Genomic DNA, 15,269 nt, shown 5'->3' with positions numbered 1-15,269 from the left:
CTCCCCGCAGTACTGACGGCACCGGATCGGGTAGAAGGTTGGCTGCTGTGCATCGAATGACCTCCAGCCTGCGCGAGTGCTCGCTCGACGACACGCTGGCAAAGGCACGGGCGGTGGCCCCGCGACTGGGAATCACCCGGGTCACCGACACCACCTGGCTCGACCGGGTGGGAATCCCGGTGTACGCGAGCATCCGGCCCTCGGCCCAGCGCGGCTCGCTCTGCGTGAACGCGGGGAAAGGGCTCCGGCCGCGGGAGGCTCAGGTCGGGGCGTACATGGAGGCGATCGAGTTCGCCGCGGCTGAATTCACCCCTGAGAAATGGGACATAAGGCTTCTGTCTCCGCGGGAGATCGCCGCGCAGGACGGCGCGCTCTTCGACTTCGTCGACCTCTGCCCCATTCTGGGCCGCAAGGCGATTGCGAGCGACAAGCTGCCCTGTGTCGCGGCGCGAGACATGGAAACAGGGATTCCGGTATTCGTGCCGGCCGAGTTGGTCTTCTCGCCCTTCTACTGGCCCGACGGGCAGCGCCTGTTCGGTAGCAGCACGAACGGACTCAGCTCGGGCAACAGCACACTCGAAGCCACCGTCCACGGCCTCGCGGAACTCCTGGAGCGCGATGTCCATGCGTTCCACCTCATCCGGGACACTTCCCTGCCGGTGCGAATCGAGAGCGTTTCGGGGCATGTCGCCGATCTCGTCGGACGGGTGCGCGGTGCGGGTCTCGACGTCGCTCTGCGGACGACACCGAACGCGTTCGGACTTCCGTTCTTCCAGGCCTATCTGCTGGAGCCGGAGGACACCGCGCCCGTGGCCATCTCGTTCGGCGCCGGCCTCCATGTGAACCGCGACATCGCCGCCGTACGGGCCATTTCCGAGGCCGCGCAGTCGCGGCTCTCCCATATCCACGGCGGGCGCGACGACATCATCGACCGCCACGACTACTTCGACCGGGCCGCGCGGGACGCGGAGCTCCGGGCGACCGCCGAACTGCGCCGGAAGGTGTGCGACCCCTCCGGCGCGCTCACCATGGCGGAGATACCCGACCACAGCCACGACATCGGCTCGCTGCACGCCGCGCTGGAGCTGCTGCGTGCCCGTACCGAATCGGCAGGCGTACGGCAGGTGCTGACGGTGGATCTGACGCCCGTGCCCGAGGTCGAGCTGCGGGTCGTACGCGTCATCGCGCCGGGCCTCGAATCCTTCCAGCCCGCCCTGCAACGCGTCGGACGGCGGCTCGCGGCCCACGCGACGCGCGACAGCCGGACGGAGGCAGCCCTGTCGTGACGCACGTCCATCTCTTCGTCGGGCCTTCCGCGCACGGTCTGCGGACCCCGCTTCCGCAGGACGTACGCGTCCACCCGCCGGCCCGCCGCACCTCCGTCGACCGGCTCGTCGCCGAGTACGCCGATCCTGCCGAGCACGCCGCGCACGCCGAGCCCGGCGTGATCCTCCTGGCGGACGGCACCTTCCACAGCTATCCCTCCGTCGGCCACCGGGAACTGCGCAACGCCCTGGAACTCGGTTGGCGGGTGTGGGGCCTGTGCTCCATGGGCGCGATCCGGGCCGCCGAGATGCACACGCTCGGCATGCGCGGCTACGGCTCGGTGTTCCAGCGGTTCGTCGACGACCCGGAGTTCGCCGACGACGAAGTGGCGCTGGTGCACGGACTGGAGCCGCCGTTCCGGGCGGTCTCGGAACCACTGGTCCACATCCGGGCCTACCTCACGCATCTGGCGCAGACCGAGGTCCTCCCCCGCACCCGGCTCGACAAGGTGCTCGACGACTTCAGGAACCGCTGGTATGGCGAGCGCACCCTGCCGGCGCTGGCGCGGAGCCTGGAAGAGCTGGGTCACCGGGACGCCCGCGGCGACATGAGGGAGTTCGACCGCTTCCGGCTCAAGACCCACGACCTCGAAGCCTTCCTGGCCGAACGGCCCTGGACCGCTGCGGAAGGAGAGACGCAGAAGTGAATCCCCGGGAATTCCTCGCCGAGATCGGGGGCGTGCCGTTCGTCGACGCCGCCTTCAGGCCGAAGGCGCTGCTGACCGCCGTGGCCCTGGTACGGCGCAGCGCCGACCCCGAGGCCCACCCGTCGCTCGCGGCCTACCTCGACCCGGAGAACGCCAAGCGGATCTTCGACCGGCACGCGGTGTCCAGGGTCGAGGACGTGGCCTGGGACGAACTCCCGGCGGCCGAGGTGACGTCCGTGGACGACGCCTCGCAGCTGGTCGTGGGGGCGATGCCGGACTGGCGGCCCCTGTTCGCGATGCCGAAGCGGTACCGGCGCATGGCGACCAGCACGAGCAGCACCTCCGTCCTCGTACCGCAGACGATCTACCTCGGCCCCGGCGCGTTCCGGGACGAGGAGACGCTGCGGGAGACCCTGATCCACGAGCACGCCCATATCTGGCTGAACTTCATCGCCGAGGTCTACGACCTCCAGGCCCCCGGGGCGCCGAACGACTACGTCCTGCCGTCCGGCACCGACGGCAAGACGTACCGAGGTGTCGTGTTCGCCGCGCACTTCGCGGCGGCCGCTGCCTGGGCCCTCTCTCGGCGACGGGCAGGCGGTGAGGGCGGGGTGGATGAGAGGCTCCGGTACCTCACGCGCTATCTCGAAGGCTGCCTGGTCGAGATGGACCGGCGCCCGCACGGCAGCGAGACCGGCGACCTGGTCAAGGACGCGCTGGCGCAAAGGCTCGACGAACTGCTCAAGGAGCCGGCCCACCCGGCGGAAACTCGGTGACGGACTTGCTCGCTGATCCACAGGCCGGCCCGACGGGCCGGTCGCAGAGCGGAGTCCGGGACTTCGCGCTCCTCCAGACCGCCGCGCTGTGCGGGACCGTCGCGACCCGCTGCGTGGAGATCGCGCTGGCCTGGTGGGTGCTGGCGGAGACGGGGAACGACGCCCTGCTGGGTGCTCTGCTCGCACTCGCCATCGGCGCGGACGTCCTGTCGCGCGGGACCCTGGCCTGGCTCGGGGACCGGTTCGCGCCGCGTACGGTCGTGCTGTGCTGCTTCGTCGGATCGGCACTGGTCAGCGGGGTGCTGACCTGGCTGGCGTTCTCCGGCGTCTACCAGTTGTGGGCGGTCGTGCTGGGCATCGCGCTGCTCGGCGTCAGTCTCGGTGTGCGCGAGCCGCTGCTCATGTCGATGATCCGCTCCATGGTGCGGACGTCGTCGGTGGCCAGTGCCGTTCGCATCCGCAGCACGGTGATGTCGTTCTCCTCGTTCGCCGGGCCGATCGCGGCGGGTGCGCTGATCGGCCCGCTCGGCCATGCGGCGGTGCTGGGCACGGCATGCGCCGTCGTGGCCGTGTCCGCGCTCATGGTCGTCCTCCTGCCCACGCCGGCCGACGAGCACCGGACGGGGCAGGAGCCGCAACGGGGCCTCGCCGCCTGGGCGTCCGGTACCCGGGACGGCTTCCGTTCCATCCGCCGCGTCCCGCCGGAGTGGCGGCTGGCGATGCTGACCATGGTCGTCAACTTCGCCCTGTACCCCGTCTTCGCGGTGATCGTGCCGGTGCTGGTGGCCCAGCGCTACCCCCAGCAGACCTGGGTGCTGAGCATCGTCGAATCGGCCTTCGCCGTGGGCCTGTTCGTGGGCAGTGCCGCCCTGGTCGGGCTCAGCGACCGGCTGTTCGGCCGCCGCCGCACGGTACTGGCCGGCTTCGCGGTCCTCGGCGCGGGCTTCGTGGGGACGGGACTGGTGGCCATGGCCGTGGGGTTCGGCGACGCGCTCGTGTTCACCGCCGCGAGTGCGCTGCTCCTGGCGCTGTCCGGCGCCGGTCTGTGCATGATCACCACCAACACCGGGACCGTACGGCTGCTGGCGACGCCGTCCTCGCACCGCAATCGGATGGTCGCCACGTCGTCCTTCCTGTCCGGGATCGTGATGCCGCTCGGCGCGCTGAGCAGCGGCTTCATCTCCCGTACGGCCAGTGAACTGTGGGCGCTCATCGCCCTCGGCGCGCTGATCTGCGGCTGCGCGCTCGTCGCGGCGCGCGACCGGGTGCTCACGACGTTCCTCGACCTGCCGGACGAGCAACTCGACGACATCTATCTGCGGAAGTTCCCGCACGCCTTCGGCGGCGAGCCGCACGAAACGGAGACAGCCCGGCGATGAAGGAGTCGACTCTCACCCGCGTACGGTGCCCCAAGGACGACTGCGCTCCGGCCACCCTGTCCCTCGACGCCTGGGACACCGCAACCCTCGGCACGGGCGAGAAGGACGTCGTCGAGGGCCTCGTCTCCTGCGAGTCCTGCGGCACCGTCTACCCGGTGGTCGCCGGCGTGCTGATCCTGGTCGACGACCTCGCCCCCTATCTCAAGGACCACCTCGGGGTGATGGTGAACCTCCCCGAGCACCGGCCCACCCCCGACATGGAGCGCTGGCTGACCGCCCGCGCCCCCGGCACCGTCGACGCCCGGCACGTCCACCGCAGCATGAAGCTCGAAGACCGTTACGTGAACGCGTTCCTGGGCGCGCACTACGACCGGCACGCGATCGACGGGGCCACCGACGAACTCGTCGCGACCCTGCTGGCCGCGAGCGCGGGGCGCGACCTGTGGGCCGCCGCGGCCACCTTGTTCGACCGGGTGCGGCCCAGGAGCGCCCTCGACGTCGGCAGCAGTGTGGGCGGCCTCTCCGCCCTGTTGTCGCAGCGCGGATGCCGCACGCTCGGCATCGACACGTCGTTCCTGTCGGTACTGGCCGCGCGTCGCGCCGTCCTCTCCGCACCGAGCGGGCTGGCCGGCTACCGCGCCTACAGCGAGGGCGATCTGCACGACGAGCGCCCACTGACGATCGGGGCCGACCCCCGGCATGCGGACTTCGTCGTCGGATCCGGCCTGAACCGCACGACCGGCGGCCCGTCGGACCTCACCTGCGCGGTCAACCTCATCGACCTGGTGCCGGACCCGGCCCGGCTCCTCGACATGCTCACCGCCCAGACCTCGGCGGACGGCGGCCATGTGCTGATCACCTCGCCCTACGGCTGGTCCGGCGTCGCCAAGGAGCGCCGGCTCGGCGGTGCCGCGGACGAGAGCTCCGCCTCCGCGCTGCGCCGGGCGGCGGGTGAGCGGGGGCTGAAGGTGGTCTGGGAGGACGACCGCGTGCCGTGGCTCTGGCGGGACTACTCCCGCTTCTGGCGGCTGTACTTCGTGGACGTCGTGCTGTTCGCACGAACCTGACCGAAGAACCGCCGATTCACTGATGAAACGGACCTATACGACGGCCGGCCGCGCTCAAGGTTCCATGCATCGGCGGTGATTGTCTTCACGTGCCGAGCGGTGGCCGGAGATCGCCGCGGTCCCGTAGGTTCTGGCATGTCCACCCCTTGTGCCGAGCTGTGCCCGGGTGGCGTACGGGGGAAGCGGACCAGCACTCGGATCCCGTCCCGGCCTGCGGCCGTGACGGTTTTCGCCGTGCTCCGCGAGAGCGGGCGAGTGGGATCACCTCACCCGGCGGCCGGCCCCCGCCGGACTGCACGTCGATCCCTTGGAGAACGCCCGCTTGAACTCGGCCCCGATACGCGCGAATTCCCGCCTGCTCGGCAGGGCTCCCCTCCGGCTGGTCCCGTTCCTGTGGACCCTCGCCCTCGGTCTGTGGGGTCTGTCCCGGCAGCACAGCGTGTGGCGTGACGAGGCCGCCACCTGGCAGGTCGCGCGGCGGTCCACCGGGGACATCTGGCAGATGCTCGCGCAGGTCGACGCGGTGCACGGCCTCTACTACCTGCTGATGCACGCCGTCTTCGAGTGCTTCGGCCCCGGCACCACCGCGCTGCGTCTGCCCTCCGTCCTGGGTATGGCGGTCGCGGCTGTCTGCGTGGCCGAGATCGGCCGCCGACTGGCCGGGATCCGGGCGGGCCTCGCGGCCGGGCTGGCGCTCGGACTGCTGCCGGCCGTGCAGTTCCATCTCCAGGAAGGACGCCCGTACGCGCTGGTCGCGGCGGGCGCCGGGTTCTCGACGCTGCTGCTGGTGACCGTCCTCCAGGGACGCGGCCGTGCCGTGCACTGGCTCGGGTACGCCGGGACGGTCGCGGTGTGCGGGCTGCTGAACTGGCTGTCGCTGCTGATCCTGCCCGCGCACCTGGCGACGCTGGTGTGGACGCGGGCCCGGCGACGGACGTGGACAGGCTGGGCGGTGGCATCGGCCCTGGCCGTCGCGGCGGTGCTGCCGCTGATCCTGTTCAGCCGGCGCCAGTCCGAACAGGTCTCCTGGATCCCCCCGTTGACCTGGCACATGCTGATCGGCCCGGCGGTCCTGCTGGCGATCGGCGGGCTGGGGGCCCTGCTGGACCGGCCGCACACCGGGCGGCTGTCGGTCGCGGCCGTCGGGCTGCCGCTGCTGGCGGTGCCGCAGCTCGGCCTGCTCGGGCTCTCCCTGGTCCGGCCGCTCTTCCTGGACCGCTACATCCTGTTCAGCATGCTGGGCCTGGCCCTGCTGATCGGCACGGCGCTGGGCACGGCGACCCGGGCGGCCGGGCCCCGCCATCCGCGCGCCTCCGCATGGCTCGTCCCGGTCGTGGTCGCCGTCGCGTTCGTGGCGCTGCTGCCGCAGTCGCTGGCCAAGCGCTCCCCGGACAGCCGGGTGGACGACGTCCTGGCCGTCGCGACGGACGTACGGCGGCTGAAGGAGACCGGCGACGCGGTGGTCTTTGTACCGGCGGCCCGGCGCGACACCGCCCTGGTCTCCCCCGAGGCCTTCGCGGGCCTGCGGGACGTGGCGCTCGTACGCGGCCCGGTGGCCTCGGGGACGCTGAAGGGCGAGGAGGCGGACCCCGCGCGCATCCGGGCCGCGATGCTGGCCCAGCGGCGGATCCTGCTGGTCACCGACGTGCCCGAGGTGGCACGGGCGGTGACGGCCGAGCGCGACAAGGCGAAGACCGCCGTACTGAAGAAGCACTTCAAGGTCGTCGCGGACGTGCGGGTCCGGGGCCGGCGGGTGACGGTGTACGAGCGGATCGGGCCGCCGGAGAACACCTGAGCGGGTTCTACGATCACTCCATGAGCATCCGCTGGACCTACGCGTTCATCGACCGCCCCGCCGCGGACCTCGGGCGGGCGCAGGCGTTCTGGACCGCCGTGACGGACACCGAGCTGTCGGAACTCCGTGGTGATCAGGGCGAGTTCGCGACCCTGCTGCCCGGCGGCCGGGCGGACCCCTGCCTGAAGGTGCAGGGCGTCGACTCGGGTCCGGGCGGCGCGCATCTCGACTTCGCCGTGGACGACGTACGGCGTTTCGTGAAGTCGGCGCTCGCACAGGGCGCCGCCCTCGTGGCCGACCACGAGGACTGGGCCGTACTGCGGTCCCCCGCCGGGCAGTTGTTCTGCGCGGTGCCCTGGTACGGGGAGTCGGTACGGCCGCCCGTGGTGCGCGGCAACCGGCTCGACCAGGTCTGCCTGGACGTGCCGCCGTCCGCCCACGGAACCGAAGTCACCTTCTGGAGCGGCCTGTTGCCCGACTGGGCGTCGACACCCGGCTCCCGCCCCGAGTTCCACGTACTGCGGCCACCGACCGGACTCCCGATCCGTATCCTGCTCCAACGCCTCGACGAGGACCGACCGGCATCCGCCCACCTGGACCTGGCCTGCGCGGACATCCCGACCACCCGCACCCGCCACGAGGGACTCGGCGCGACGTTCATCACCCAGGGCCCCCACTGGACGGTGATGCACGACCCGACGGGCGCCACGTACTGTCTGACGGCCCGCGACCCGGAAACGGGCGGACTGCCCCGCGCCGACGCGTCCTGACAGAGCCGAGCGACCGCCCGCTCCGTTACCGCCACACCTCCACATCCACCACCGCCGCCACCGGAATCGGCCCGTACACGTGCGGGAACTCCTCGCCGCCGGGCTTCGGTGCCTCGTATCGCAGTGGTGCGTCCAGCCGGGCCGGGTCGACGACCAGCACGACGAGGTCGTCGGGGCCGTCGTAGGAGCCGTACAGGAAGGCGGCGACGGACGGAAGCTGGGCGCGGGTGGAGCAGTGGATGAAGCCCTCGTCCTTCAGGGATCGGCCGCGGGTCGACATCTCGTACGTGCCGCGCTCGCGGGCCGCCTCCCACAGGGAGCGTTCGGTGATGTGGAGGATGTGGGTGTCTTCGGGCATGGCGTGAGGTTACGGCCTCAGCCGTGCCGCCCGCGCATGCAGATAGCGCTGTTCGGGCAGGCTCAGCGTCTTCGCGGCCGCGGCCTCGTAGGCGGCGCGCGCCTCGTCATGGGCGCCGGCCCGCTCCAGCAGATGCCCGCGGACCGCGTCCAGGCGATGCCCGGCACCCAGCTCGTCCTCCAGCGACGCCAGTTCGGCCAGCCCGGCACGCGGTCCGCGGACCATGGCGACGGCGACCGCGCGGTTGAGGCGCTCGACCGGCCCGGGGAGGATGCGCACCAGGACGTCGTAGAGACCGAGGATCTCCTCCCAGTCGGTCTCCTGCGCGGACGGCGCCTCGTCGTGCACGGCGGCGATGGCGGCACGCAGTTGGTACGGGCCGGCGGGCCCCCGGGTCAGGGCCCGCGTGACCAGGTCGACGCCCTCGTCGATCGCGGCCTTGTCCCAGCGGTCGCGGTCCTGTTCGTCGAGCGGGACGAGCTCGCCGTAGGGGCCGGTGCGCGCCTCGCGGCGGGCGTCGGTGAGCAGCATCAGGGCGAGCAGACCGGCCACTTCGCCGTGGTCGGGCAGCAGCCGTTGCACCTCGCGCGTCAGCCGGATCGCCTCACCGGCGAGCTCGCGCCGCGTCAGGCTCGTGCCCGAGGTGGCCGTATAGCCCTCGTTGAAGATCAGGTACAGGGTCTGGAGGACCGCGGGCAGCCGGTTCTCCCAGTTGTCGGGGCGCCCGAAGCGCACCCCGCGGACCTTCTGCTTGGCCCGGCTGATGCGCTGGGCCATCGTCGCCTCGGGCACCAGATACGCGCGGGCGATCTCCGCCGTGGTCAGACCGCCGACCGCGCGGAGGGTGAGGGCGATCTGCGCGGGCGGGGTGAGGTCCGGATGGCAGCTGAGGAAGAGCAGCGTGAGGGTGTCGTCCTCGCGGGGCGCGCGGTCCGCCCCGGGTGGCGGGGCCGTGAAGGCGTCCCGCGGAGCGAGCGCCGCGGCCTTCTCCTCCCGGGCCCGGCGCGCCTCCTCCGCACGCAGGGCGTCGGTCAGCCGACGGGAACCGACCCTGATCAGCCAGCCGCGCGGATTGTCCGGCACACCGGTGCGCGGCCACTGCTCGGCCGCCGCGAGCAGTGCTTCCTGTACGGCGTCCTCGGCGAAGTCGAAGTGGCCGTACCGGCGCACCAGCGCGCCGAGGACCTGCGGCGCGTGCCGGCGCAGCAGGTCCTCGGTCTCGGGTGTGACGCTCATGTACGGCTCGGTGTGCGACTTGTCGTACGGCTCAGCCGATGTCGGCCGGGGCCTCGCCGATGGGCCGGATCACCACCGGGTACACGGGGGCCCCGGCGGGCTGGGGGCACTGCAGGACGCGTTCGGCGATCTCGGTGACCCGCTCCAGGCTCGCGCAGTCCAGCACCCAGTAGCCGGCCAGCAGCTCCTTGGTCTCGCTGTACGGTCCGTCGGTGATCACCGACTTGCCGTCGTCGCCCAGGGTGACGTGCCGCGTCTTCGCGGGCTCGACCAGTCCCTGTGCGTCGATCATCTCGCCGCTCTCGGCGAGGTCGTCGTTGATGGCGCCCATATGGGCGAACATCGCCTGGATGTCCTCCTGGCTCCAGGCCACGGACCCCTCGGACCCCTTGCCCTGCATCGCCTCGTAGTCCGCCTGCGTGCCCTGCACCATGACCAGGTACTTCATCAGTCCGCTCCTTCGCTTGCGTCGGCTCGGGCCACCCTCGGGGGCGGCTCTCACAGGGGACGTCGGAGCCGGGCCGGGATTCTCGACATGGGGTTCAGGAATTTTTCGCGGCGGCCGTTCCGGGCTGCTCGGGCTCCTCGTCGGGCCCGTGCCGCTCCTCGTGCTCGGCGGCGCCTTCGTCGACGTAGGTGGCGCAATCGGGATTCCGGCACGGGCCGCCCACCCAGGTGGGGACCCAGGCGCCCAGTGTCTTGTGGCGCTTGACGACCGTGTCGACGGGCTGTCCGCAGTCGGGACAGACGTGCTCTTGGCTGCCCATGTCCTCAGAGTAGGGCGGGTCAGGGCTCAGCGCTTCCTGCTGTACGTACGAACCACGGCTCCGTTGCCGAATGCGCGCACCTCCTCGTGGACGAACTCCGTGACGGCGAAGTCCGAGCCGAACATCGGCATGCCGCTGCCGTAGACGATGGGGTAGGTCTTGATGACGAGTTCGTCGATCTCGTCGAACAGCACGCCGGCGAGCTGCGAGCCGCCGCACAGGTAGATGCCCAACTCGCCGTCCTCCGCCTTCAGCTCGCGGACCTTGCCGACCACGTCGTCGGCGACGATCTCGACCTGCGGGTCGGGCGACTCGGTCAGGGTGCGCGAGGCGACGTACTGGCGCAGATGGGCGTAGGGGCTGGTGACGCCTTCCTTGAGGGCCAGGTCGTAGCTGCTGCGGCCCTGGATGACCGTGTCGAACCGCCGGTTGGGCAGGTCGTCGAAGCCGAGGGCGCGCCGGCCGGGGGTCGACACGGTCTCCGGGTGGTCCGTCTTGAGGAACTCCAGGAACTCCTCGTCGACGAAGCGGTACATCGATGTCGCGTCGCCGCTCGGGTCCCCGATGAAGCCGTCGATCGAGCAGGCGATGAAGTAGGTGAGCTTTCGCAAACCGGTCTCTTTTCGTAGGGTGTCCCACAACCACTTCGGTTGTAGTGCTTCAGTTGTAGTACTTCGCCTGTAGTGGTTGCAAGGGCTTTTCCTGGAACGGCTTGAAGTGAGAGAGGGGATTCCGAATGGCGGGCAATCCGGAACGCCGGGCCGCTCTGGTCGACGCGGGCGTCGAGGTGCTCGCTCGTCAGGGGGCGCGCGGGCTGACGTTCCGCGCGGTGGACGCCGAGGCGGGGGTGCCGGTCGGCACCGCCTCCAACTACTTCACCGGGCGCGACGACCTGCTCCGGCAGATCGACACCCGGCTGCATGTGCGGCTCGCGCCCGACCCGGACGTGATCGCCGGGCTGCTGGCCCGGCCCAAGGACCGCTCCCTGGTCACCGCCTTCATGCATGACCTGATGGCCCGCGCGACCCGCGACCGCACGGGCTATCTGGCGATGCTGGAGATGCGGCTGGAGGCCTCCCGCCACCCCGAGCTGCGCTCCTCCTTCACCAAGTCGGTGCGCGGCGACCTCGACGAGGCCATCGAGTTCCATCGCGGCGCCGGGCTGCCCGGCGGCGACGAGGTCGTCACCGTCCTGTACCTCGCGATGCTCGGACTGCTCCTGGAGCATCTGACCCTGCCGGACGTGCTGGAGGGCGTACTGCCAGGAGTGGGCGTGCCGGACGGGCTGGTGGAGCGGATCGCCGAGACGATCGTGCCGGAGAAGTAGCGGCGGCGGGCACGGCGATGACGACGGTGGTGGCCGGTCGGCCGCGCGGGCTCACTAGTGACGGTCGGTCGGCCGCGCGGGACCGCGAGTGACGGCCGGTCAGCCGCGCGGGACCACAGGTGACGGCCGGTCAGCCGCGCGGGACCACAGGTGACGGCCGGTCAGCCGCGCGGGACCACGGGTGACGGCCGGTCAGCCGCGCGGCTCGCGCCACATCGGCCACATCTGCGGGCCGTCCGGGAGGTCGAGGGGGCTGCCCTTGAGCGCGAAGCCGAGCCGCTCGTACAGGTGCCGGCTGCGCGCGCTGGACGCCTCCAGGTAGGCGGCCACGCCCTCCTGGTCGCAGCGGTCGAGGACGGCCGTGATGAGCGCGGTGCCGAGCCCCTCGCCCTGCCGCTCGGGCGCGGTGCCGATCATCCACAGGTACTCGTGGGCCTCGCCCTCCGGGTGGATGGCGGCCGTCAGCCGGCCTATCTGCTCGACGCGCTCGTTGGCCGGATCGACCGCCTCGCGCAGCTGGACCGGACCTTCGTCGTCCTGCCCGTGCGCCTCGGCGGGCACCGACATCCACAACGCGCACGCCGTACCGTCCTCGGTGACGTCTATCCGGCCGTGGGCGAGGACGATGTCGGTGAAGGCCGCCATCAGTCTGGGGTGCGTGGTGCGGCGGTGCTCGTCACCCGGGAACACCCAGCCGCTGACCGGGTCGTCCTGGAAGGCCGCGTCCAGCAGCCGTACGACCAGCTCCCGGTCCTCCTCGCCCGCCGACCGGATCGCGACGCCCATGATGTGTACCCGCCCCTTCGTCTCAACCGGCCTTGATCGTAGGGCGAACGGTGGGAACACGGCGTCCGGGGCGGCATTTTGACGAGATCCGGCCGCCCCGGCGAGATCCGGCCGCGCGTCGGTACGAAAGAACGGGCCCCGCACACCGTGGGGATGTGCGGGACCCGCCGGTCCGAAGCCGCCGGACGGCCGTACGGGGTCAGGAACCGTACGGCCCCGGTGCTCCGGAGTCGCTGCGACCGCCGGCTTCCGCGCCCTCGACGAGCGCGGTCGTCGACCGCCGCGGTGTCACGGGGTACGGCCGTCGCCCGCCGTTCTCGCACGGTGGGCGGCCACCGCAGCCCTCAGTTGCTGCGTCGTGTCACGAACTCGGCCAGTGCCAGCAGCCCTCCCGCGTCCTCCGGGTCCGGCACGGCGCGGGCCAGCTCCTGCATGGCCCGGGCCATCCGGTCGGCGGCCTGGGCCTGTGCCCAGTCACGGCCGCCCGCCCGCTCCACCGCGAGCGCCGTGCGATGCAGGTCCTCCTTGTCGTACGGCAGCTCGTACAGCTCGGCGAGCTCCGCCGCGGCCGGACCGCCGGAGGTCAGCGCGGCGACCACCGGCAGGGATTTCTTGCGGGCGGCGAGATCCGCACCGGCCGGCTTCCCGGTGTGGCTCGGGTCGCCCCATATACCGATCACGTCGTCGATGAGCTGGAAGGCGAGCCCGGCCTCACGGCCGAACGCGTCCAGCGCCGCCACGTCCTCCGGTGCCGCGCCCGCGTACAGTCCGCCGACGGCACAGGCGCACCCCAGCAGCGCACCGGTCTTGGCCTCGGCCATGGCGAGCACCTCTTCGAGGCCCACCTCGGCCGGGCCGCGCCGCTCCAGCGCCGTGTCGGCGTGCTGTCCGGCGCACAGCTCGACGACACAGTCCGCGAGCCGGGCCGCCGCGGCGGCGGACGCCGGGTGCGGATCCTCGGCGAGCAGCCGCAGGGCCAGCGCCTGGAGGGCGTCCCCGGCGAGGATCGCGTCGGCCTGGCCGAACACGGCCCAGGCGGTGGGCCGGTGCCTGCGGGTGGCGTCCTGGTCCATCACGTCGTCGTGCAGCAGCGTGAAGTTGTGCACCAGCTCCACCGCGACCGCCACCGGCACGGCCGCCGCCCGCGCCCCCGGTCCGCCGAGCGCGGCGGCCGCCGTGAGGACGAGGGCGGGACGGATCGCCTTGCCCGCGTTGCCCGCCGCGGGGCTGCCGTCCGGTTGCACCCAGCCGAAGTGGTAGAGCGCGATCCGGCGCATGGACGGCGGCAACGACTCGATGGCGGCACGCAGTTCGGGATCGACCGCGGCCCGCGCACGCTCCAGGATCACCGCCGCCTCGGGACCGTCGAGCAGACCCGGTGTGCCGTCCCCGTCGGTCGCGATGGGCCCCCGCCTCTCGAGCGTCTCGATGGACGGCCGCGCCCCCGGGGGGCGTTGCTGCGTCTCCGTCATGAACTCACCCATGGCATCGCCTCGGAGAGTCGGCGGACAGTGGCACTTCCGCTACGGCTGGGCGCCTACCCCGAGGGTCTACCCACGCCGGGGACCCGGGACACGGCACCGCTCCGACGAGTGTCCGGGCGGGGCGGCGCCGGGCGTGAATGGTCACCGCCAGCGCCCGATCTCGACGTTCTCCAGCACACCGAGGGCGTCCGGTACCAGGACCGCGGCCGAGTAGTACGCCGTGACCAGGTACTTGATGATGGCCTGTTCGTTGATGCCCATGAACCGGCACGACAGGCTCGGCTCGATCTCGTCCGGGATGCCGGACTGCTGGAGGCCGATGACGCCCTGCTCCGACTCGCCCGTGCGCATGGCGATGATCGAGGTCGTACGTGCGTCGGTGACCGGGATCTTGTTGCACGGGAAGATCGGCACACCGCGCCAGGTGGGGATGCGGTTGCCGGCCATCTCGATGGTCTCGGGCACCAGTCCGCGCTTGTTGAGCTCACGCCCGAACGCGGAGATCGCGCGCGGGTGGGCGAGGAACAGCTTGGTGCCGCGGCGCCGGCACAGCAGTTCGTCCATGTCGTCGGGGCTGGGCACACCGTCGTGCGGCTGGAGCCGCTGGTCGTACTCGCAGTTGTTGAGCAGCCCGAACTCGCGGTTGTTGATGAGCTCGTGCTCCTGGCGCTCCTTCAGGGCCTCCACGGTCAGCCGGAGCTGCTGCTCGGTCTGGTTCATCGGCTGGTTGTAGAGGTCGGCCACGCGCGAGTGGATGCGCAGCACGGTCTGGGCGACGCTCAGTTCGTACTCACGGGGCCTGGCCTCGTAGTCGACGAAGGTGTGCGGGATGTCGGGCTCGCCGCTGTGGCCGGCCGCGAGGTCGATCTCCCGCTCGCCGTACTTGTTGGTGCGCTGCTCCGGGATCGCCCGGAGCTGTTCGAGGTGCTCGCGCAGCGAGTCGGCGCGCTCCGCGACCCGTTCCACGTCCTGGCGGGGCAGCACGAGCACCGTGCAGGCGGTGACCGCGCGGACGGAGTACTCCCAAATGGCGTCGGCGTCGAGGAGGGCCTGATCGCCGAGGTAGGCGCCGTCGGCGAGGACTCCGAGGGACTCGTCCTCCCCGTAGGGGCCGGTGCCGAGCTTCTCCACCCTGCCGTGCGCGATCAGGAGCACCTCGTCGGCCTGACTGCCGAACGAGGCGATCACGGAACCCGCCGTGAACTCCCGCTGCTGGCAGCGCTGGGCGAGCTCGGAGAGCACCTCCTCGTCCTCGTACGACCGCAGCGCCGGCAGCTCGCACAGCTCGGCCGGGATGACATCGACGCGATCACCGGTCTTGACGAAGGTGACGCGGCCGTCGCCGACGGCGTAGGTCAGACGCCGGTTCACCCGGTACGTGCCGCCCTGGACGTTCACCCAGGGCAGCATGCGCAGCAGCCAGCGGGAACTGATCTCCTGCATCTGCGGCGCGGACTTGGTGGTGGTGGCCAGGTTCCGCGCGGCCGCCGTGCCGAGACTCTGCTGCGGCTTGCCCTGCTCAGTGCGGACCTCTTCGCCTACCGACATAAGG

General features: G+C 71.6%; 16 protein-coding genes. 8 read left to right on the top strand and 8 right to left on the bottom strand.

The annotated features are described in order from the left end of the window. Positions 1-56 precede the first annotated feature (56 nt). From PGH47_RS28575 to PGH47_RS28545, 7 genes are all read left to right on the top strand, one after another. Positions 57-1,286, top strand: a complete 1,230-nt coding sequence (locus tag PGH47_RS28575; RefSeq protein ID WP_271665775.1) for a YcaO-like family protein — start codon at positions 57-59, stop codon at positions 1,284-1,286. Further along, positions 1,283-1,972, top strand: coding sequence for a TfuA-like protein (locus PGH47_RS28570; protein WP_271665774.1), 690 nt, complete (start codon positions 1,283-1,285; stop codon positions 1,970-1,972). Before PGH47_RS28575 ends, PGH47_RS28570 begins: the two co-directional genes overlap by 4 nt. Next, complete coding sequence (locus PGH47_RS28565; protein WP_271665773.1) at positions 1,969-2,748, top strand: aKG-HExxH-type peptide beta-hydroxylase; 780 nt, start codon at positions 1,969-1,971, stop codon at positions 2,746-2,748. Before PGH47_RS28570 ends, PGH47_RS28565 begins: the two co-directional genes overlap by 4 nt. After that, positions 2,745-4,127 carry an MFS transporter gene (locus PGH47_RS28560; RefSeq protein WP_271665772.1) on the top strand — a complete coding sequence of 461 codons (1,383 nt, stop codon included), beginning with the start codon at positions 2,745-2,747 and terminating at the stop codon, positions 4,125-4,127. The genes PGH47_RS28565 and PGH47_RS28560 overlap by 4 nt, the downstream gene beginning before the upstream one ends. Continuing rightward, entirely contained in the window at positions 4,124-5,194 is a 1,071-nt protein-coding gene (locus PGH47_RS28555; RefSeq protein ID WP_271665771.1) for a methyltransferase domain-containing protein, read from the top strand. The genes PGH47_RS28560 and PGH47_RS28555 overlap by 4 nt, the downstream gene beginning before the upstream one ends. Before the next feature lie 322 nt (positions 5,195-5,516). Further along, on the top strand, positions 5,517-6,989 hold the full coding sequence (locus tag PGH47_RS28550; RefSeq protein ID WP_271665770.1) for a glycosyltransferase family 39 protein: 1,473 nt from the start codon (positions 5,517-5,519) through the stop codon (positions 6,987-6,989). Positions 6,990-7,009: 20 nt separating this feature from the next. Then, positions 7,010-7,759 carry a VOC family protein gene (locus PGH47_RS28545; protein ID WP_271665769.1) on the top strand — a complete coding sequence of 250 codons (750 nt, stop codon included), beginning with the start codon at positions 7,010-7,012 and terminating at the stop codon, positions 7,757-7,759. A 25-nt stretch (positions 7,760-7,784) separates the two neighbouring features. Here the strand turns inward: PGH47_RS28545 and PGH47_RS28540 are convergent, their stop codons facing one another. The 5 genes from PGH47_RS28540 to PGH47_RS28520 all read right to left on the bottom strand — a co-directional run bounded on the left by PGH47_RS28540 (position 7,785) and on the right by PGH47_RS28520 (position 10,731). Continuing rightward, complete coding sequence (locus PGH47_RS28540; RefSeq protein ID WP_271665768.1) at positions 7,785-8,117, bottom strand: DUF952 domain-containing protein; 333 nt, start codon at positions 8,115-8,117, stop codon at positions 7,785-7,787. A 9-nt stretch (positions 8,118-8,126) separates the two neighbouring features. Beyond that, the gene (locus PGH47_RS28535; RefSeq protein ID WP_271665767.1) at positions 8,127-9,353 is read right to left on the bottom strand and encodes an RNA polymerase sigma factor; all 1,227 of its coding nucleotides are present in this window, start codon (positions 9,351-9,353) and stop codon (positions 8,127-8,129) included. Between the two features lie 31 nt (positions 9,354-9,384). After that, positions 9,385-9,801 carry a YciI family protein gene (locus PGH47_RS28530; protein WP_271665766.1) on the bottom strand — a complete coding sequence of 139 codons (417 nt, stop codon included), beginning with the start codon at positions 9,799-9,801 and terminating at the stop codon, positions 9,385-9,387. 94 nt (positions 9,802-9,895) lie between these two features. Next, positions 9,896-10,120 (bottom strand): hypothetical protein, encoded by a 225-nt coding sequence (locus tag PGH47_RS28525; RefSeq protein WP_269640618.1) that lies wholly within the window; start codon positions 10,118-10,120, stop codon positions 9,896-9,898. Between the two features lie 26 nt (positions 10,121-10,146). After that, a complete protein-coding gene (locus PGH47_RS28520; RefSeq protein WP_271665765.1) occupies positions 10,147-10,731 on the bottom strand; it encodes a dihydrofolate reductase family protein in 585 nt (194 codons plus the stop codon). A gap of 125 nt (positions 10,732-10,856) precedes the next feature. Here PGH47_RS28520 and PGH47_RS28515 point away from each other — a divergent pair, with 125 nt between their 5' ends. Further along, positions 10,857-11,447 (top strand): TetR/AcrR family transcriptional regulator, encoded by a 591-nt coding sequence (locus PGH47_RS28515; protein ID WP_125525512.1) that lies wholly within the window; start codon positions 10,857-10,859, stop codon positions 11,445-11,447. Positions 11,448-11,639: 192 nt separating this feature from the next. Here the strand turns inward: PGH47_RS28515 and PGH47_RS28510 are convergent, their stop codons facing one another. From PGH47_RS28510 to PGH47_RS28500, 3 genes are all read right to left on the bottom strand, one after another. Continuing rightward, complete coding sequence (locus PGH47_RS28510; RefSeq protein WP_271665764.1) at positions 11,640-12,233, bottom strand: GNAT family N-acetyltransferase; 594 nt, start codon at positions 12,231-12,233, stop codon at positions 11,640-11,642. A gap of 344 nt (positions 12,234-12,577) precedes the next feature. Then, positions 12,578-13,705, bottom strand: a complete 1,128-nt coding sequence (locus PGH47_RS28505; protein ID WP_443048545.1) for a family 2 encapsulin nanocompartment cargo protein polyprenyl transferase — start codon at positions 13,703-13,705, stop codon at positions 12,578-12,580. Positions 13,706-13,858: 153 nt separating this feature from the next. Continuing rightward, positions 13,859-15,265 (bottom strand): family 2B encapsulin nanocompartment shell protein, encoded by a 1,407-nt coding sequence (locus tag PGH47_RS28500; protein ID WP_271665762.1) that lies wholly within the window; start codon positions 15,263-15,265, stop codon positions 13,859-13,861. Positions 15,266-15,269: the final 4 nt, after the last annotated feature.

Source organism: Streptomyces sp. HUAS 31, assembly GCF_028198125.1.
Lineage (GTDB): Bacteria > Actinomycetota > Actinomycetes > Streptomycetales > Streptomycetaceae > Streptomyces > Streptomyces chartreusis.
This window is presented reverse-complemented; position numbering and strand designations above follow the sequence as displayed.